The 19,579-nt window shown below is 63.5% G+C and carries 14 protein-coding genes and 2 pseudogenes; 4 read left to right on the forward strand and 12 right to left on the reverse strand.

What is annotated here, in order from left to right; genetic code table 11:
• The first annotated feature begins 248 nt into the window (after window positions 1-248).
• Window positions 249-1,313 carry a class II fructose-bisphosphate aldolase gene (gene fba, locus AC56QQ_RS25280; protein WP_489860276.1) on the forward strand — a complete coding sequence of 355 codons (1,065 nt, stop codon included), beginning with the start codon at window positions 249-251 and terminating at the stop codon, window positions 1,311-1,313.
• A gap of 63 nt (window positions 1,314-1,376) precedes the next feature.
• On the opposite strand, the gene AC56QQ_RS25285 is transcribed toward fba, so the two are convergent.
• The 12 genes and pseudogenes from AC56QQ_RS25285 to ftsZ form a co-directional block, all read right to left on the reverse strand.
• Complete coding sequence (locus AC56QQ_RS25285) at window positions 1,377-2,318, reverse strand: sugar phosphate isomerase/epimerase family protein (protein WP_497123796.1); 942 nt, start codon at window positions 2,316-2,318, stop codon at window positions 1,377-1,379.
• A 49-nt stretch (window positions 2,319-2,367) separates the two neighbouring features.
• The gene (locus tag AC56QQ_RS25290; protein WP_497123797.1) at window positions 2,368-3,453 is read right to left on the reverse strand and encodes a class II aldolase/adducin family protein; all 1,086 of its coding nucleotides are present in this window, start codon (window positions 3,451-3,453) and stop codon (window positions 2,368-2,370) included.
• Complete coding sequence (locus AC56QQ_RS25295) at window positions 3,423-4,940, reverse strand: glycerol-3-phosphate dehydrogenase (protein ID WP_497123798.1); 1,518 nt, start codon at window positions 4,938-4,940, stop codon at window positions 3,423-3,425. Before AC56QQ_RS25295 ends, AC56QQ_RS25290 begins: the two co-directional genes overlap by 31 nt.
• Window positions 4,941-4,986: 46 nt before the next feature.
• A pseudogene (locus AC56QQ_RS25300) lies at window positions 4,987-6,026 on the reverse strand (2-hydroxyacid dehydrogenase).
• A gap of 10 nt (window positions 6,027-6,036) precedes the next feature.
• Window positions 6,037-7,590, reverse strand: a complete 1,554-nt coding sequence (locus AC56QQ_RS25305) for an FGGY-family carbohydrate kinase (protein WP_497123799.1) — start codon at window positions 7,588-7,590, stop codon at window positions 6,037-6,039.
• Window positions 7,590-8,714 (reverse strand): ABC transporter ATP-binding protein, encoded by a 1,125-nt coding sequence (locus AC56QQ_RS25310; protein WP_497123800.1) that lies wholly within the window; start codon window positions 8,712-8,714, stop codon window positions 7,590-7,592. Before AC56QQ_RS25310 ends, AC56QQ_RS25305 begins: the two co-directional genes overlap by 1 nt.
• Window positions 8,711-9,829: an ABC transporter ATP-binding protein gene (locus AC56QQ_RS25315; RefSeq protein ID WP_497123801.1), complete on the reverse strand. Its 1,119-nt coding sequence runs from the start codon at window positions 9,827-9,829 to the stop codon at window positions 8,711-8,713. Before AC56QQ_RS25315 ends, AC56QQ_RS25310 begins: the two co-directional genes overlap by 4 nt.
• A 2-nt stretch (window positions 9,830-9,831) precedes the next feature.
• A complete protein-coding gene (locus tag AC56QQ_RS25320) occupies window positions 9,832-10,689 on the reverse strand; it encodes a carbohydrate ABC transporter permease (protein WP_091576604.1) in 858 nt (285 codons plus the stop codon).
• A gap of 9 nt (window positions 10,690-10,698) precedes the next feature.
• Complete coding sequence (locus AC56QQ_RS25325; RefSeq protein ID WP_091576905.1) at window positions 10,699-11,622, reverse strand: carbohydrate ABC transporter permease; 924 nt, start codon at window positions 11,620-11,622, stop codon at window positions 10,699-10,701.
• Between the two features lie 209 nt (window positions 11,623-11,831).
• A pseudogene (locus AC56QQ_RS25330) lies at window positions 11,832-13,276 on the reverse strand (ABC transporter substrate-binding protein).
• 45 nt (window positions 13,277-13,321) lie between these two features.
• On the reverse strand, window positions 13,322-14,296 hold the full coding sequence (locus tag AC56QQ_RS25335) for a sugar-binding transcriptional regulator (RefSeq protein WP_497123802.1): 975 nt from the start codon (window positions 14,294-14,296) through the stop codon (window positions 13,322-13,324).
• A gap of 502 nt (window positions 14,297-14,798) precedes the next feature.
• Window positions 14,799-15,836: a cell division protein FtsZ gene (gene ftsZ, locus AC56QQ_RS25340; RefSeq protein ID WP_497123803.1), complete on the reverse strand. Its 1,038-nt coding sequence runs from the start codon at window positions 15,834-15,836 to the stop codon at window positions 14,799-14,801.
• Between the two features lie 540 nt (window positions 15,837-16,376).
• On the opposite strand from ftsZ, the gene AC56QQ_RS25345 reads away from it, so the two are divergent.
• From AC56QQ_RS25345 to AC56QQ_RS25355, 3 genes are all read left to right on the forward strand, one after another.
• Window positions 16,377-17,963 (forward strand): N,N-dimethylformamidase beta subunit family domain-containing protein, encoded by a 1,587-nt coding sequence (locus AC56QQ_RS25345; protein ID WP_497123804.1) that lies wholly within the window; start codon window positions 16,377-16,379, stop codon window positions 17,961-17,963.
• Window positions 17,906-18,442: a N,N-dimethylformamidase beta subunit family domain-containing protein gene (locus tag AC56QQ_RS25350; RefSeq protein WP_497129113.1), complete on the forward strand. Its 537-nt coding sequence runs from the start codon at window positions 17,906-17,908 to the stop codon at window positions 18,440-18,442. Before AC56QQ_RS25345 ends, AC56QQ_RS25350 begins: the two co-directional genes overlap by 58 nt.
• Window positions 18,443-18,705: 263 nt before the next feature.
• Window positions 18,706-19,404, forward strand: coding sequence for a GntR family transcriptional regulator (locus tag AC56QQ_RS25355; RefSeq protein ID WP_489860266.1), 699 nt, complete (start codon window positions 18,706-18,708; stop codon window positions 19,402-19,404).
• Window positions 19,405-19,579: the final 175 nt, after the last annotated feature.

Here is a 19,579-nt window from a genome sequence, read left to right on the forward strand (position 1 = left end):
GGGCAAGGCCTCGCGTGGCCTGCAATATAACACCAAACGGCTCATTCACATCAAAGAATTTGTGATAATGTGTTATTCACTTGGGATATTCGTTTCGTTTTCATGGCGGCGCTGTAACAAGAATTGCTATCGGGGCGCCCTCTGACGGTTGCGGTTGTCCGGAAATCCGGCCAGAAGCATCGGTGGGCTGAACGATGCGCGGACAGTCCGCAACCACAGGCTTGAAACCAGATACGGGAGACTAATCGTTGGCTCGCATCACACTGAGACAATTGCTCGATCACGCCGCCGAGTACGGCTATGGCGTGCCCGCCTTCAACATGAACAACATGGAACAGGGCCTTGCCATCATGGAGGCGGCGGAGGAGACCAAATCGCCTGTCATCCTGCAGGCGAGCCGCGGCGCGCGCGCCTATGCCAATGACGTGGTGCTGGCCAAGCTGATCGACGCGCTGGTCGAAATCCATCCCGATATCCCGGTCTGCATGCATCTCGACCATGGCAACAACGAAGCCACCTGCGTCACGGCGATCCAGCACGGCTTCACCTCTGTCATGATGGACGGGTCGCTCAAGGAAGACGGAAAGACGCCGGCCGACTATTCCTACAATTCCGGCATCACCAAGCGCGTCGTCGACATGGCGCATTGGGGCGGCGTGTCGGTGGAAGGCGAGATCGGCGTGCTCGGTTCGCTCGAAATGGGCGGCGGCGAGCAGGAAGACGGCCACGGCGTCGAAGGCGCCGTCAGCCACGACCAGTTGCTGACCGATCCCGTTCAGGCCGAACAGTTCGTGCGCGATACGCATGTCGATGCGCTGGCGGTGGCCATGGGCACCAGCCACGGTGCCTACAAGTTCTCGCGCAAGCCGGACGGCGCGGTGCTGGCGATGAATGTCATCGAAGAGATCCACCGCCGCCTGCCGAACATGCATCTGGTCATGCACGGCTCGTCCTCGGTGCCGGAGGATCTGCAGGAGATCATCAACAAATATGGCGGCCAGATGAAGCCGACCTGGGGCGTGCCGGTGGAAGAGATCCAGCGCGGCATCAAGCATGGCGTGCGCAAGATCAACATCGACACCGACAACCGCATGGCGCTGACCGGCGCGATCCGCAAGGTGCTGACCGAGAACCCGAGCGAGTTCGACCCGCGCAAGTACCTCACGCCGGCCATGGCGGCGATGCGAAAGCTGTGCAAGGAACGCTTCGAGCAGTTCGGCACCGCCGGCAACGCGCCGAAGATCAAGCCGCTGCCGGTCTCGGAAATGGCCAAGCGCTACAAGTCGGGCAGTCTCGATCCGAAATTCGGCTGAGTTCCGCCGGCTCGAAATCCGGCCGTGTTCCACGGGCAGGAGCCGCATCGGCTCCTGCCCGTTTTACTTTGTCCGCAGCGATAGGTTCGACCTGCCGGTTTCGATGAAGGGCGCCCAGTAGTCGACCGACTCGCGGATCATGGCGACGACCTGGTGGTCGACCGGCTCGCGCTCGCGAAACGAGAGTTCGAGGCAGATCTCGTTATCGGTGCCGCCGCCGCGCCGCACCGTCTCGAGAAACTTTTCCGGCGTTATGCGGCCATCCCTGTTGTGGGCGGCAATGAACGGCCAATGGCCGCCCTTGTTCATCGACGACTGCTTGATATGGATAATCGGCGACCGCCTGGGAAAGGCTTCGGCCCAGGCATAGGGGTCGATGTCATCCGGGTTGCTGGAGGTCACGTCGCCATGATCGATGTCGACCATCATCTCTAGCGGGATCGCCATCCCCGCCGCGTCGATCGCATTCTGCAGCGCCCGGCAGTTTTCGATGGTGTGGCCGAATTCGCGGCCGACCGACATCGGCTCCCAGAACAGGTAGGTCAGCCCGGCCGCGCTGGCGTGTTCGGCGACATCGCGCCAGCATTCCAGCGCGATGTCGAACAGCCGCGCGCGGCGCTCGGGGTCGTCATAGTCCCGGTGGGTGAAGATGGCGAATTGCGTGCCCATGCCGCTGGCGCCGAGTTCGGCCGAGATGTCGGCAAAGGTCTTGAACCAGTCGACATAGTAGCGGCGCACGTCGGCGTCGGGATGGCCGAAATGGTTCAGCCGGCCATAGGGGCCGGTCATGCCCGAGGTGACGCGTACGCCGGTACGATCCAGCGCGCCGCGGAACAGGCGCACGAACTTCGAGATCGTCGCCGCCGGCCAACCGGGATTGATGAACTCATGCGTGAGCTGCACGTCCCTGATGCCGATGTCATGGGCAATGGTGTCGATCAGATCGTCCGGCTCGGCAAAGCGGTTGACCAGCGGATTGGTGTTGAGGGAGAGCGTGAACGCCAAGACCGCTCCCCTTCTCAGCGTTGCCGTGGGATCGAGGCGACGAATGCCGTCATTGCAGCGTCACCCCGGTGCGGTTGAGTTCCTGGCGATATTTTTCGGCGTCCCAGTTCAGGAGCTCGGCATTGTCCTTCGGGCTCAGATAATTGAGGCGCACCGAGCCATCGACGCGCGCTGCGACATCGGCCAGGCATCGCGCCATTGCTTCGGCACCGGCATTGGCGTCGCGGCGCATCAGGATGCCCTTGCCTGGAAACAGAATGGACGTGGGAGCGACGGCGCTCCGGGCGACGACGGCCGCTGCATTCTCGTCCGGACCGGCGATCGTCGATCCGACCCCAAGGAAGATCACATGATCCGGGTAGAGGCTGCCCGAAGCGGCGATCCGGCAACTGGCGAGATCGGTCGCGACGCTATGCGCCGCGATCGAGGCGGGAAGCCGGTAGTCGCTGCCGATGGCGAGCCTGAGCAACGCGTCGATGTCGGGCGCCGAGGCCGGCCGTGGCGAGCGAGCGAGCAATCCGGTGACCCGCTGCAGCAGCAAAGCTGCTTCGCCAACCGTGTCCGCCGCGACCACCAGCCCGTGATTGCCGAGCACGAGTACGTTGGTCGCGGGCTTCAGGCGCTCCGCTATGGCCTGCGCCAGCGGCAGGCCCGGCCTTCGATAAGGCACGAATGCCCAATCAAGACCGCGCAGGCGCTCTTCCAGCAAGGTTTCCGCATTGGCCTGGACGGCGATCGAGATCGTCTCGACACAATGGACATGGACGACGATCTTCTGCCGCATCAGCGCATGCACCGTCGTCTCGATGGAAGGCCGCAGCCGCCGGGGATTGAGTTCCTCCAGCGTGAACTGCCCGGCCTTCTCGGCGGCGTCGCTGCGATGCGCCAAAGCGTCGAGCAGCGGCTCCAGCGCGACCGGCACCATGATGTCGCCGGTGAGCGCGTTCATCAGCCAGGTGCCGGAAGCCTTGATCCACAACACGCCATCCTGCTTGATGGAGGTGTTGCCGCCGGCGCCCTGGACCAGCAACGGATCGGCGCCGATGCTGGCGGAAAAGGAGCGCAACATCCGGAATTCCGTGGAGCCGGAATCGAAGCCCGCCATCAGCCCGCCCTCGCCAGCCGGCTTGCGCACCAGTCCTCGAAAGCCGACCTTTCCTCGCTGGAAAGATGCAGGCCGTGCTTGGTGCGTCGTTCGAGAATATCGGCCGATGTCATCGCCCATTCCTGTTCGAACAGATAGCTGGCCTCGCGCTCGAAGAAATCCGTGCCGAAGCGTCGCCCCAGCTCGGCGAGCGATCTGGCGTTGCCGACCACAATACGTGTTCTGGTCCCGTAAAGCCGGCCGTAATGATCGATCAGCGATGCCGGCATCCATGGATACTCGCGCCCGAGGTCGCTGAGGAACCGGTCGAAATCGGCATTGGCGATGTCACCGCCAGGCAGATGAGCCTTCGCTGTCCAGGGCTTGCCCATCCGGGGAAAGAACGGAGCGACCCTGTCCAGCGCATGCTCGGCCAGTTTGCGAAAGGTGGTGATCTTGCCCCCGAACACGGAGAGCAGCGGCGCCGCTCCAGATGGCGCGTCGAGCTCGAAGATGTAGTCGCGGGTCACCGCGCTCGGGTTGTCGGCATTGTCATCATAGAGCGGCCTGACGCCGGAAAAGCTGTAGACCACATCGTCCCGCACGAGCCCGCGCTTGAAGTAGCGGTTGACCACCTTGATCAGGTAATCGATCTCGCTCGCGTCCGCCGCGACGTCTTCGGGCCTGCCATCATAGGGAATGTCGGTGGTGCCGATCAGCGCCAGATCGTTCTGGTAGGGATTGATGAAGATGACACGCTTGTCACTGTTCTGGACGAGATAGGCATGGCGGCCTTCCCAGAATTTGGGCACGACGATGTGGCTGCCCTTGACCAGTCTGACGTTGCGCTTGGAGTTCTGGCCCGCCACGCGATTGATGATGTCGTTGACCCAGGGACCGGCTGCATTGACCAGGGCGCGTGCCCGCACCGTCGTCCTGACGCCGGTGCGGATGTCGTGCGTTTCGACTGACCACAGGCCATTTTCGCGGCGGGCCGCGGTGCAGGCGGTTCGGGTGAATATGCTGGCGCCACGCTCGCGCGCATCAAGTGCGTTGATCAGCACAAGGCGGGCATCGTCGACCCAGCAGTCGGAATATTCGAAACCGCGCTTGAAGGCGTCCTTGATCGGCGCGCCCTCGGGCGCGGTGTGCAGGTTCAGGGTGCGGGTCGGCGGCAGCCGCTTGCGGCCGCCGAGATGGTCGTAGAGGAACAGGCCGAGCCGGACCAGCCATGCCGGCCGGTCATCCGGGCTGTGCGGCAGCACGAAGCGCATTGGCCAGATGATGTGCGGCGCCGATTCCAGCAGCACCTCGCGCTCGATCAGCGCCTCGCGCACCAGGCGGAATTCGTAGTATTCGAGATAGCGCAGGCCACCATGGACGAGCTTGCCCGATCTCGAACTGGTGCCTTCGGCCAGGTCGTCCTTTTCGCACAGGATGACGGAAAGCCCGCGCCCGGCGGCGTCGCGTGCGATGCCCGCACCGTTGATGCCGCCGCCGACGACAAAGAGGTCGACGATTTCAGAGCCGCCGTTCATCCCGCCGTGGCCTCGATGCCGAATTTGTGGGTCATGGCCGCCGCCTTCAGCACGGATTGACCGGAGGCAGGCCGGCGATATAGCGGCGCACCTCTTCGGCGGCCTGCTCGGCGGCATAGGTCACGGTGCGCACCGAGGCGCCAGCGATATGCGGCGTCAGCGTCACGTTGGGAAGCTGCAGCAAGGGCCATTCGGCGGGCACGGGCTCGACCGCGAACGTCTCCAGCATGGCGCTGGCGATCTGCCCCGAAACAAGCGCCTCGTAGAGCGCGTCATAGTCGACCAGCGGTCCCCGCGCGGTGTTTATGAGAATTGCCCCCGGCTTCATCCGCGCGATGGTGTCCTTGCCGATCATGCCGCGTGTCTCCTCGGTCACCCGGGGATGCAGCGTGACCACATCGGAACGGGACAGGAGATCGTCCAGCGCGACGAGCTCGACGCCGGCATTGCGGTCGTCGGCGCTCAACTGCACATAAGGGTCGCAAACGAGGACGTGGCAGCCGAAGGCGCGCAGCAGACGGACCACTTTCGTGCCGATATTGCCATAGCCGATGACGCCGACGGTCATTTCGCTGAGTTCGCGGCCGGTGCGGTCGGCACGGTAGAGATCGCCGCGCCATTCTCCCTTGCGCAAGGCCTCGTGGCCGACCCGGATCAGCCGCGTCTCGGCAAGGATGGCGCCGATGGTGAACTCGGCCACGGCAGTCGCGTTGCGGCCAGGCACATTGACCACGGTGATGCCGTGGGTCCGGCAGCGCCCATGTCGATGTTGATCGGGCCGCCGCGCGATACCGCGACCAGCTTGAGCGCCGGCAGGCGCCGCATCATGCCGTCCGATAGCGGAGCAAGCTGGGTGACGAGGATTTCGGCATCGCCGATGAAATCGACGATCTCGTCGGGATGGCCGAAATACTCCTTGATCTTGTCGAGGCCGAGCGCCGCATTGCCGAATTCCATCGGCTCGTCGGGCCATGCCGTCTGCAGCGTGCGGATGTCTAGGCCGCCGCTCGCGGCCTTCTCGATTTCGGCGCGAAACACATCCGGAAGCATGAAATGGTCGCCAATGATCGCTATTTTCCTGGGCATACTCGACTTCTCAATTTGCCTTCGATGCAGCCATGGCGCGCCAGACCGGCCGCAGCGCCTCGTGCGCCAACATGTAGGATGGGGTCATCTTGTCGTAGATCGCGGCGAGGCTCCGGTCGCTTGGCTCCGCCTCGCCAAGCAGGGGCGTCACCCATTCGCCGACGCAATCATCCATCGATGCGTATTGGCCGACGCAGACCGCGGCGATCATCGCCGCTCCCGCGGCACCGGCCTCCTCGCGCTCGCTCGTGCGAATGTCGGCGCCGACCGCGGCACCAAGGATCTTGCGCAGCGCCGGGCTCCGGGCGGCGCCGCCAGTCAGGCGAACTTCACGCGGCAGCGGCCCCATGGCCGCGTAGCAATCGCGCGCCGCGAAGGCCAGCCCCTCGAAGACGGCGCGGACGAGGTCGGCATAGCCGTGCCGTGAGGAAATGCCGACGAACCCCGCCCTGGCATTCGCATCGACGAACGGACCGCGCTCGCCGGCCTCCGACACGTAGGGCTGATAGAGCAGCGAAGCCGGCTGCGAGGCCGCGATCCAGGTGTCGACCAGCGCGATCATCTCGCCATTGCTGCGGGTGATGCCTTGCGAGGCGAGAATTCCGGAGGCCAGCCCAAGCACCCAGTCGATGTTGAGCGTTGCCGCCATGTTCGACTGCATCTGCGCGAACACGCCAGGCGCCGGCATCGCCATCGTGTAGCCGGTTGCCGCCTGGTTGAGCTGCACGTCGTCCGGGGTTTCGGCCAGCCGCATATGCATGCCGGTGGAGCCGATGATCGAGCAGCCGGGCTTGCGCTTGCGGTCCAGCAGGCCGGCGCCGAGCGCGGTGCAGACGACGTCGACATAGCCCAGCACCACCGGAGTGCCGGCGAGCATCCCGGTGGCGTCGGCCGCTGCTTGCGACAGGCCGGTGCTATGCACGGTGCCGTCGACGATCGGCGGCAGCAGATGCCTGAGATCGGCGACATCAAGTACGTCGAGCACGTCGTCGCAATAGTCCCGGGTGTGGAAATCACCGAAGGTGAAGGTTCCCTCCGACGGATCGGTTGCGCGTTCGCCGGTCAGTTTGAAATAGAGCCAGTCCTTGCAATGGAAGGCCGTCGCGGCCTTGGCCAACATCGCAGGCATGTTGCGCTTCATGAACACAAACTGCGAGCCCTGCTGGCAGGCGGCAAGCCCGGTGCCGGTCCTTTCGAAGCGGAGCCGGTCCTCCGGCCGCGCGCGGATTTCCTCGACGACAGCGGCGGCGCGCGCGTCGAGCCAGAGCCAGCCCTTGGCGACCGGTTCACCCTTGCCGTCGATCAGCCAGGTGCCGTCGCCTTGCCCGGTGACCGCGATCGCGACGGTTCGGTTGGCGAGATCGGGCACCTTGTCGGCGAGCTGGCGCAAGGTCGCGGCGGCATCGCTCCATGTGCGCGCCAAATCCTGTTCGGCGCCACCGCCCGGCAGCGTCTCATAGTGGTTCGGCAGCGCGGCGGCGGCAATCTGCCGGCCAGCGGTGTCGAAGGCGATGGACTTGATGACCGAGGTGCCGGCGTCGAGGCCGATCAGGACATCCCGCATCACGCAAGCTCCATGCCGTGCGAGATGGCCTTGCCGCTCACCTGGTCGAAGACGTGCAGGTTCTTCGGATCGATGCTGACATTGATAGGCGCACCCAGGTCCAGGCGGGTGCGGTCATGTTCGACCAGAACCAGCGAGCCGCCGGCAAAGTCCGCCGCTATGTGGGTCTGGTCGCCGAGCCACTGATTGGCCGAGACCCTGGCCGGAACACCCTCCTTCGAGCGCCGCACGGCGTAGGGCCTGATGCCGATGACGACCCGTTCGCGGCTGAGCAGCTGGTCGCGAACCGGAGCGCTGAAAGCGTCCTTGTCGTAGTCGAGCGACAGTCCATCCGGCAGCCGCAAATTGATACGTCCGGCGGTCGCGCCGACATAGGCCTCGAAAACGTTCATCGGCGGCTCACCGACAAAGGTGCCGGTGAACAGGTTCGCCGGGCGCTCCTTGATCCTGTCTGATGTGTCGAACTGCTGCAGCACGCCGCCCTCCATCACCGCGATGCGGTCGGCAAGCGCGTTGGCCTCGGTCTGGTCGTGGGTGACCAGGATCGCGGTCAGGCCGCGCTCCTTGATGAAGTGCTTGATGCGGCCGCGCAGCACGGCGCGCAGCTGCGGTTCGAGCTGCCCCATCGGCTCGTCCAGCAGGTGCAGATCCGCCTCCCGGATCAGCGCCCGGCCGAGGCTGGCGCGCTGCTGCTGGCCGCCGGAGATGGAGCTGGGATAGCGCTCCAGTATGTCCTCGATCTCGAGCAGTTTGGCGATGCTGGCGACCTTGGCGTCGACCTCGCTCTTTGGCAACCTTGCCGCCTTGAGCGCGAACGCCATGTTCTCGCGCACGGTCAACGGCGGATAGAGCGAATAGCCCTCGAACGCCATCGCCACGTTGCGCCTGACCGGCGGCAAGGTGTGAACCTGGCGGCCGCCGACCGAGATCGTGCCGCGCGAGACCTCTTCGAAGCCGGCAATCATGCGCAGCGTCGAGGTCTTGCCGCAGCCCGACGAGCCAAGCAGCGCCACGATCTCGCCCTTGCCGATTTCGATCGTCAGGCTCTTGACCGCGTGAACGCCCCTGTCGATCGGGCCATAGAACTTGTCGACACTGGTTATGGTGAGTGCGCTCTGGCTCATGCCGCTTCTCCGTTGCGCAAAGCGACCACGTTCTTCGAACCAATGCGCTCGCCGCTCGCATGATCGAACAACAAGGCGCTCTTGCCGTCGACAGAGATGTGGGCCTTGCCCTCGCTGCGGCCCGGCGTTCCGGCCGGGCGCGAAACCAGGATTTCACGGCCGCGCACCGTGCGCACAAGCGTGACGATCTTTTCGTTGAGCGGCGTCTCCGCCTCGACGGTCACGGGAATGGCGCCGGGCGCACCCTCCTCGACGAAGCTCAACGCTTCCGGCCGCAGGCCGATCACACAGTCGCGGCCGACCGCCGTCTCGTAGGCGCCGGCCAGATGGACCTGGACGTTGGAGAGGCCGACATAAATCCCCCTGGTATCCCGCGCGGGCTTGACGTCGAGCAGGTTGATGGTGGGGTCGCCGAACAGCCGCGCGATCTCGATATTGGCAGGCTCGCGGTAGATCTGCTCCGGCGTGCCGAGCTGCCTGATGACACCTTGCGATATCACCGCGATGCGGTCGCCGAGCGCCATGGCTTCCTTGTAGTCCTGGGTGACGTAGACGACGGTGGCGCCGCGATCGGCGAGCAGCCTCGGCAGTTCGAGGCGCATCTCGAAGCGCAGCTTGGCGTCGACATTGCGCAAGGGATCGTCGAGCAGGAGAAGCGGCGGCGAGCCGACCAGCGCGCGGGCAAGTGCCGTGCGCTGCTTCTGGCCGTTGGAAAGCGCGCGCGGCTTGTGGCTGAGCACATGGGCGATCTTCAACAGCTTGGCGACGCTCTCGACGCCGGCCTTGATCACGCTTTGCGATGATCGCTTGGCTTCCAGGGGCGTCGCGATGTTGTCGAACGCGGTCATATGCGGGAACAAAGCGAAATTCTGGAAGGCCATGCCGATGCCGCGGAATTCCGCGTCGACATCGGTCATGTCGTCACCGCCGATGAATATCTTGCCTTCATCCGGATCGATGACACCGGCGACAAGGCGCAGCAGCACGGTCTTGCCGGCACCGGAGGGGCCGAACAGGACAAGGGTCTCGCCGTCGGCGACGGTCAGGGACAGATTGTCGAGAACGGTCTGGCTCTTGTAGCGCTTGACGACGTTTCTGAGTTCGAGGCTGGCCATTTCTATCCTTTCACCGCGCCGAGCGACAGACCTTCGACGAGATAGCGCTGCGCATAAAGGGCGAGCGCCAGCGTCGGCGTGATCGACAACACGATGGCCGCCGAAATCTGGCCATACTGGATGCCCGAGGAGGTGATGAAAGCCAGCGCTCCGACCGTCACTGGCTGCTTGTCGGCCGAGGCCAACACCAGCGCGAAGACGAAGTTGTTCCAGGCAAAGATGAAGGCGAGCAGGCCGGCGGCGGCGATGCCCGGGCCGGCAAGCGGCAGCGCGATCTTGCGGAAGGTGGCGAACCAGGAATGGCCGCCGATACGATAGGCATATTCGATGTCGGCCGGAATGTCCTCGAAATAGCCGCGCACGATCCACAGGATCAGCGGCAGGCAGATCAGCTGGTAGACCCAGATCAGCCCGATATAGGTGTTGGCCAATCCAAGCTTCTGGAAATAAAGGGTGAGCGGCAGGAGCACCAGCAGCGCCGGCGCGAACTTGAATGACAACAGCGTGAAGGCGATGTCCTCCGAACCGCGGAACTTGTGCCGCGCGAAGGCGTAGGCCGCCGGGACGCCGAGCAGCAGGGAGACGGCAACCGAGGTGACCGACAGGAACACCGAATTCCACAGGTTGCGCATGAAGGCGATGTCGAGCGTGCCGGCCGCCGTCACCAGCTTGCCGGTAATGAGCGCGGTATAGTTGGCCAGCGTCGGCTCGAAGATCAATTGCGGCGGAATGCGCAGGATGGTCTCGTTGGTCTGGAACGACATCATGAAGATCCAGGCGATCGGGAACATGAAGAAGACCACGACCAGCGTCAGTGCCACGCCGCGCAGGATGCGTTCGAGCAAGGAAGTGTGTTCCATGTCCGCCTCCTATGCCTGGCCGCGGGCGCGTTCGCGCAGCCGCAGCCAGTTCTTGATGAAGATGTTGGAGAGGAAATAGGTGATCGCCCACAGGATGATCATCAGCGCCGCCGAGCGGCCGACATTGGTCGACTGGAAGAAGTTGAGATAGGCCTCGACCTGGAACACGGTCAGCGTATCGCCAGGCCCCCCTTGAGTCATCGCGTAGATGATGTCGAACTGCTGGATGGAGTCGAGCAGGCGGAACAGCGTCGCCGTCAGTATGTAGGGCGTCAGCATCGGCAAGGTGATGCGGAAGAACACGAAGCTTCTCGGCACGCCATCGAGTGCCGCGGCCTCGAAAGGCTGCGTCGGCAGGCTGCGCAGGCCGGCCAATAAGAGGATCATGATGAAGGGCGTGTAGACCCAGATATCGACGAGCACGACGGTGAAGAGAGCCGTCGACGGCGACGAGGCCCAGCGGAAATCCTGCAGCCCGATCAGGCTCGCGAGATAGCTCAGCACGCCGAAGCCGGGATTGGTCATCAGCTTCCACATCAGCGCGGCCAGCGCCGGCGCCGTCATCAGCGGCATCAACAGCATGATCGAGATGAAATTGTTCAGCGTCGAGCGCTTCTGCAGCAGCATGGCGATGGCGAGACCGAGAAGCAGTTCCAGCACGACCGTGGTTCCCGCATAGAGCAGCGAGACCTTGAGCGTGTTCCAGAACTTCGGGTCGGTGAAGAAGGAGATGTAGTTGTCTCCCCAGTTGAACTGCCGCGCCCAGGGCTGGCTCAGACGGTAGCGCTGGAACGAATAGACGACCGAGGTCAGGAACGGGATGAGGATGCCGATGCAGACCAGCAAGGCTGGCAGGCTGAGCACGTAGGGCAAGACCCTCTTGCTGATCCTGAAGCCGGACGGCCCGGCCCTTTGTGTTGTTGCGGCAGTCATCCGCTGCTCCATGATCCTGTTGCTTCGCCCGGCCGGCCGCCCAAGGGAGCCAGGCGGCCGGTGGGCGAATTGGCGGCGCTTTTTTCGAGCATCGGTTTTTCCCAAAACCGGATTCCACTTTTGGGTCCGATGCTCCAGGCGCCGCGTCGCAGACTTGAAAGTCGGGTCGGGACTGGCCGGCCTCGGCGAGCCAGTCCCTGGGCCTTGGCCTAGCCGAGGCCGGCTTCCTTGAGCTGGCCGTCGATGCTCTCGGCCAGCTTGTCGAGGCCCTCGTCGACCGGCACTTCCTTGGCCACCATCTTCTGCAGCGTCGCCGCCCATTCGGTGGTGAGATCGAAGAACAGCGGCTGCGCCGTGAACTTGATGCTGGCGCCCGGCGCCGAGGCGTCGAACATCTCGACATAGCCCGGATAGCTCTTGTTCAGCTTGTCACGGAACATCTCGTCCTTCCAGACCGACTGGCGGACCGGATTGACGAAGTCCATCTTGGTGGCGCCGAACAGCCCGTGCTCCGGACCGGAGGCCCATTGCATGAAGTACCAGGTTGCGTCCTTGTCCTTCGAGAAGTTGGACATTGCCAGCGACCAGATCCAGATGTTGGGCGTCGCCGCCTTGGCTGCCGGATTGGCCTTGAAGCTTGCAAAGGCGAGCTTGCCCGCCATCTTGTTGTCGCCGCCATTCATGAAGTAGCCGAGGATATCGGCGTCGAAGATCATCGCCGAGGCGCCGGCGCCGAGATCGGTGCCGACCTGATACCGGTGTAGGTCGACCAGTCCTTGGGGCCGCTCTCCTGGATCATCTGAACCCACTGCTTGTGGAAAGCCTTGGACTCGGCGGTGTTCATCGCGGCCGACAGTTTGCCGTCAGCCGAGACATTGAGGTCCTTCTGGTCAAAATTGGCGTAGGCCGACAGGAAGCCGGGATGGATCGTCGCCCAGGAGCGCGAGCCACGCACGCCGATGCCGTAGACGCCGCCGCCGACATCCTTGGTGAGCTTGGCCGCCGCGGCAACCATCTCGTCCATGTTGCCGGGAATGGTGACGCCGGCCTTGTCGAACATGGCCTTGTTGTAGGTGATGTTGTTCTGTTCGAAGCCCCACGGAATGCACCACTGCTTGGCGTCGTCCGAACCCAGCGCGCCGCCCGGCTTGCCATTCCAGGCGCAGGAATTCTTGACGCCGGGCAGGAAGTCGTCCCGGGCATAGTTCGGGTTGGTCTTGGCCGGATCCTTGATCCATTCGTTGAGGTCGGTGATCCAGCCGGCCGGACCATAGGTCCAGGTCATGTAGGCGCCAGTCATGAAGGCATCATATTCGGGCGAGCTCGCCGACAGGGCGGCGGTGACCTTGTCGAAATAGACGTCTTCCGGGAACACGTCATAGACCACGTTCATGCCGGTCAGTTGCTTGAAGTTCTCGAGATCGGCGATCATCGCGTCGGCGTAAGGATGCTTGTTGAGCAAGAGCTTGATGGTCTTGCCCTTGTGCGCCTTCCAGTCGAAGTCCGCGGCAAGCGCTCGGGTCTGGCCCAGATTGAGCAGCGTGCCGGCGATACCCGCGGCAAGGCCCATCGCACCCAGTCCCTTGATCAGCCCGCGACGGTCGACTTGTCCGCGCAGGAAGGCGTCAATGAGGTCTTTCTCTTTCTCATGCATTTCGTCTTCTCCTCCACAGGGTAGTTTCAACTGAACGGTTGCCGGCTACCCGACCGGCGTCTCTCCCACGAGCGATCGTGCCGTCCGCTCGTCGGTTATCAGGCCCCTGAGATAGCGGCCCTCCAGCACCGACTTGATGGCACGAACCTTCACCTTGCCGCCGGCGACGGCGACAATCCGGCGATTGCTGATATCCTCCCCGGCCAGCGCCAGCGCCCGGTTGGAAACGGTCGTCGCCACCGCGTTGCCGGCATCATCGAAGAAATGGCCGAGCAATTCGCCGACGCCGCCGTTGCGGCGGATCTCCTCCATCTCGCCCTTTTCGATCATGCCGGTGGCGACGAGCGACGCCTCGAGTTCGGCGGTGCCGATGCCGGCAAGCAGCAGATCGGCCGATTTGGCGAGATCGAAGACCTCGCTGATGCCCTTCTGCCCGAGCAGCACGAGACGGTCCTCCGCCGTGTTGGCGAACATCGGCACCGGCATGACGTAGGCTTCGGCGCCTGTGCGTTCGGCGAGGCGGTGGATGACATCATGCGGGTTGGCCGAGAATTTCCGCGTCAGGCCGCCGAGCAGCGAGACGAAGCGGATCTTGTCGGTCGAGGTGCGCGGCAGATATTCCACACAGGCGGCCAGCGTGCGGCCATGGCCGACGCCGATCAGTGCCTCCTCGCCGCGTTCGATCTCGCGCTTGAGAAATTGCGCGCCGGCAATGCCGAGCGCCTTGAGCGGCAGATCTTCCGAATCGAAATCGGGAACCACCTCGCAATAATCGAGACCGTAGCGACGGGACAGTTCGTCCTCGAGCTCGACGCATTCCGACACTTCGCCGTCGATATAGACCTTCACCAGCCCTTCCTGGTTGGCCTTGGTGATGAGGCGATGCGCCTTGAGGCTGGTCAGCCCCAGCCGCTTGGCAACCTCGGACTGGGTCAGGCCGCCGGCGTAGTGAAGCCATGCGGCACGTGCCGCCATGCTGGTTTCATCGTCGCGCAAGAGCCCGTTGCCGAATCCGACCATTTCCGCCCTTTGATATTTTTATCAGCTTGTGCAAAATTTTTCACAAGACACCCCCAGAGTCAAGCGCCCAGCCATGCGAGAGGCTTGAAACAGCCTCCGGGCTGTTCAACGACAGTCGTGGGTGGGGAGCGAAGGGCAGCCAGCCGGCCGTATGCGCAGCGCCAGTCAGGAACTGCGGCGGGCAGCCCAGAAGAGAAAAGGCGCCTATACTTCGCGCGGGGAAGCGCGCGGGCGCGGCTATGCAAATCCAGGCAGCGGCTCGGGCGGAGGTCCGATGCCGCTTGGTCGCCGCACGATAGGGGCTGACTGCGTTGTCAAAGGTCCGAGGCCAAGCTGCTCAGCACGCAAATCGCGATGACGCCGCGGCGAAGACGGGCCGCGTTTGCCATCAGCATTTGATCGCGAAGCCGCAGGCCATGCGGCGGACCCGGGATCGCCCCTCGCCCGGAACGCTACGGGCAATGCGCGGAGGAAGAGTTTTGCCGGCGGCGTCAGATACGCCCTACTGCAGTATCCGTGATGGCGCCTGGCTTAAACGATCACCCGTGAACTCGGTGTTGGCGTCCCCCGCCTCAAACGGGCGATCGAGCCCGGTCGCCACGACCGACACCCTGAACTTGCCTTCCAAATTCTTGTCGAAGATGGCGCCGACGATGATGTCGGCATCCTCATAGACCTCTTCGCGTATGCGGGTGGCGGCTTCATCGACCTCGAACAGGGTCATGTCGCGGCCGCCCGATATCGAGACCAGAACGCCCTTTGCACCCTTCATCGAAGCCTCATCCAGGAGCGGATTGGCGATTGCCGCTTCCGCTGCCTTGATGGCCCGGCTTTCGCCGGACGCCTCGCCCGTACCCATCATGGCGCGGCCCATGCCCCGCATCACCGATTTCACGTCGGCGAAGTCGAGATTGATCAGGCCTTCCTTGACGATCAGGTCGGTAATGCAGCCGACACCGGAATAAAGCACCCGGTCGGCGATGACGAAAGCGTCGGCAAAGGTGGTCTTGGCATCGGCGATCCTGAACAGGTTCTGGTTCGGGATGACGATTACGGTATCAGCGCTCTCGCGAAGCCGCGCGATGCCTTCCTCGGCCATCTGCATGCGCCGCTTGCCCTCGAACGCGAACGGCTTGGTGACGACACCCACGGTCAGGATGCCGGCCTTGCGCGCCGCATGCGCAATGATCGGAGCGGCTCCGGTTCCCGTGCCGCCGCCCATGCCGGCGGTGACGAAACACATATGCGTGCCCTGGAGATGGTCCATGATCTCGTCGAGCGATTCCTCGGCGGCGGCGCGGCCGATCTCGGGAAGCGATCCGGCACCCAGCCCCTCGGTGACATGAGCACCAAGCTGGATCAGCCTCGTTGCCTTCGACATCGCAAGCGCCTGGGCGTCGGTGTTGGCGGCGATGAACTCGGTGCCCTGAAGCTGCTCCGCGATCATGTTGTTGACGGCATTCCCACCTCCGCCGCCAACGCCGATCACGGTGATCTTGGGTCTCATCTCGGAGATTTCGGGCTTCTTGAACTCGGCCATGCCGCTTTCTCCTTTGCCAATTGCGCGCTTCACGACCACCCGCAGACTGCCTTGGGGGGATATTGCAATCGAGCGGTACGACGCGAATCAGTCCGCTCGGATGGGTGCCCCAAAAAGCCAGAGAGCGGCCGCGCGTGCAAGTGCGGCAAAAGTCAAGATTTGTGATGACGAGATCGACCTCGTGCCGCGCGACCGTCCGCCCCCGGCGATCCTGCGATCAGGCAGCGCTTCCGGACGACCTTGCGCTCCGGAACCTGACTGGGTTGCCGCTCCAGGATCGGCATCGGCGACCGCGGGCGGGGTTTCGGGCGCGAACCAACGGGCACGCAGCAACGACACGATCGCCGGCTCATGCGAGCGCAGGCATTCCTCGGCGCGAGATCGTCAAAAACGGACTTTGTCAGCAATCATGGCGCGATGGGGTATACCCCCAGGAAACGATGCCCGTAGTGTGATTCAAAAAGGGGGTACGAGAGAATTGTCGAATTTGCCATCCAACGGATCGCAGCGACCGGAATCGCGGCGCGGACTTTTGCCGAGATGAGACGCCCCGTCGATCACGGCGCCATGGCCGTTTCAGGTTACACGGTTCCCTGGCACGCAGCGGCCGGAACACCTGTCGCCCTTCATGTCTCGTCGTCGCGGCAAGTGCGCGATGTGCGGATCGTACGGCTCGACACACCCGCGGCTGAATTCATGGATTGGCCCATTGAACCGACCGGGCATGCCGCGTCCCACCGCGACTTGGATCAGGGAGCGTTCCTGAAGATCGCGGCGTCGGAACTTGCCAAGTGCGCGGAGATCCGCGGCGTCGCCTTTGAAGTGTATCTGACCCGCAATGACGGCGTCCGGGTGCTGTTTGAGAGCGGTCCGTTGCGGCTACAGCTGCAGGACGGGAAGCTGACTTTCGTCCATCATGGCGAAGCGCTTCGGACCGGCGGGACCGTGCCGGCAAACACCTGGCTGGCGGTCGAGATCTCATCCGGTGACAGCGGGACAGTCCTTCGGATCAGCTCGGACGACCTGTTGGCGCCGTTTCGCCTGCATCATCAATTCAATCTGCCCTGGCAGCCTCCGTCGGACGACACGTTCTTCGGCGCGAGCGCGGCGAACGATGTCAGGTCGCTCAACGCCAAATTCTCGGCAATCGCCCTGCAGACCACAACCGGACGCATTGCCTGGACGTTCCCCACCTTGCTGCCGAGCGGCCCGATCGCCTCGACAGGCGGAGATGGCGTCCTCTTGCTGGAAGCGGTCAATCAGCCGGCGTTCTGCACGACCTCACGCCGCTGGGACGGTTCGAGTTTCGATCCAAGGCTGGTGCCGTCGCACTACGATGCCGTGCATTGCCACGACGACGACATGGGATCGTTGCAGTGGCCAGCCTCATACCAATTGCATGTCCCCACCGAGGCGGCCGCCGGCGTCTACGCCTTCGAGGTTGGCCATGACGGCGGATCGGAGCGCATCGTCTTCTTCATCACCTCGTCCATCCGCCGTTCACCGCTGTTGTTCCTGGTGCCGACAGCCACCTATCTCGCTTACGCGGACGAATTCCTGCCCGCGCATCTGTACGAATGGATGTGCGAGGATCGCGGCCATCGCTTTGCGATCGATAACAACCTGAAGTCGCTCTACGACTACCACAGCGACCTCAGCGGCGTGTCGATCTGCTCCTACCGGAAGCCGAAGGCGACGCTGCGCGACGACTACAATTACCCGCTGTGTGGTTGCCCGCACAATCTGCCGGTCGACCTGCATTTGCTGCGCTTCTGCCACAGCAACGGCATCGCCTTCGATCTCGTCACCGACCCCGACCTGCATGAGCGGGGTCTCGCCGGCCTGCAGGGGTATCGGGCCGTCGTCACCGGCAGCCACCCGGAATACATGTCGATCGAAATGGAACATGCCCTGCGCCAGTTCGCGGCAGCGGGCGGCAGCATCGCCTATCTCGGCGGCAATGGTTTTGCCGGCAAGGTCGCGTTCCAGGGCGATCTCATGGAATTGCGCCGTTCGCCGCTCGAAGCGGCGCGCACTGGGATGGGCCGATCGCCGAACAATCGCTGTCGATCACCAACCAGCCGGGCGGCCATCTTCGCGCCAGCGGGCGCGGAGAATTCTCGCTGACCGGCGTCGCCATCTCGCTGATGGGCTTCGACGGCGCGCGGCCCTTCACGCGCACACCGCAAAGCCATGAACCTTCGGCCGCATGGCTGTTCGACGGCGTCGCCCACGAGACCTTCGGCAATGAAGGCATCGTGCTCGGCGGCGCGGCCGGCTATGAGGTCGATGCCACCGATCCACATCTTGGCACGTGCCCCGATACTATGGTCATTGCGCGTGCAACCGGCTTCCCGGACAGCTTCGACCACGACGCGACGCGGTGGTATGAGGGCGGCGCCAGCGAGCGCGCCGCGCGCCGTTGCGCGGAGATGACGCTGCGCCATCTTCCGTCAGGAGGTTTGATCTTCTGCGCGAGTTCGGTCGCCTGGTGCGGCGCATTGCCGACGGGAAGTGCCATGAACGATGTCGGCAGGATCACGATGAATTTGCTGAAGCACCTGGCGGAGACAAAGAGCCGGCCGACCACATGCAGCAGCTCTTGACGTGGATTTGGCAGGAGCATCGCCTGACCGAGATCCTCGTCACATCGAGGAGGCCGTCTGTCCGTCCGATCGCATCCTTGTCATGCTTGTCATGGGCCTCAACCAGGGGTGCACCAAGGAGTGCATGCCGGTGCCTTGCGGCGCTGCGATCGATGCGTCTATCATGCCGACCCACACGTCGCTGACAACGGCCCACACACGGCGTTCAGCATAACAATTACTAGCGGCGAATGTCGTCAGCTGCGTAGATTAGCGACCCGCCAATGGCCGAGAGAACACAATTCGGGTTGACCGCCGTCGACACCGTTCCCTTGCATGAGAAAGTCTATCTGGAACTCGTGCGGGCGCTGATGTCCGGCCAGTTCGTACCTGGCCAGAAGCTGACCTCACGCAAGCTCGCCAAGGAACTCGGCACCAGCGACATGCCGGTGCGCAGCGCCTTCATGCGGCTTCAGGCATTGCGCGCGCTCAGCCCGATGCCCAACGGCAGCGTGGAGGTGCCGGTGATCTCGGCCGAACGGTTTTCGCAGTTGACCGCCGTGCGGACGATCCTCGAAGGCTCGGCGACCGAGCTTGCGACAAAACTCATCAACGGCAACAATCTGCGGACGATCCGACGCCACGGCACCGAACTGACCCTGGCAGCCCGCAAGGGCAATATCGACGACTATCTCAGGAAAAACTACGACTTCAAATTCTCGATCTATCGCCATTGCGGCAACGAGCAGATGATCTTCCTGATCGAGACCGTATGGATGCAGGTGGGCCCATTTCTGCGGAACCTGGCCATGGGGTTCGAGGACGACCTCGCCTCCATCCTCGACATCGACTATCACGAGGAAGCCGTCGCGGCGATCGAGGCCCAGGACGGGGAGCGGGCCCGCGCAGCCATCGTGCGCGACATCGACGAAGGCGCCACACATATCCTGCGGCAGGCCAGATTTCCGGGAACAAGAACCTAGAAATGCCCCTTGGCTTTCCATTCTCTTGCCTCTATGTTGCGATCGCAGATCGCACAATTGGTTTTGGAAATGCCTCCCGACATCCCGGCTAGTGAATTGAAAAAATAAGGAAAACCCTCTGGTAGCAGCCAGGGTTCGTTTTCAAAAAACTCACAAGCTATTTTTGCCAGGGACG

The organism is Mesorhizobium sp. RCAM 05099 (assembly GCF_059683685.1).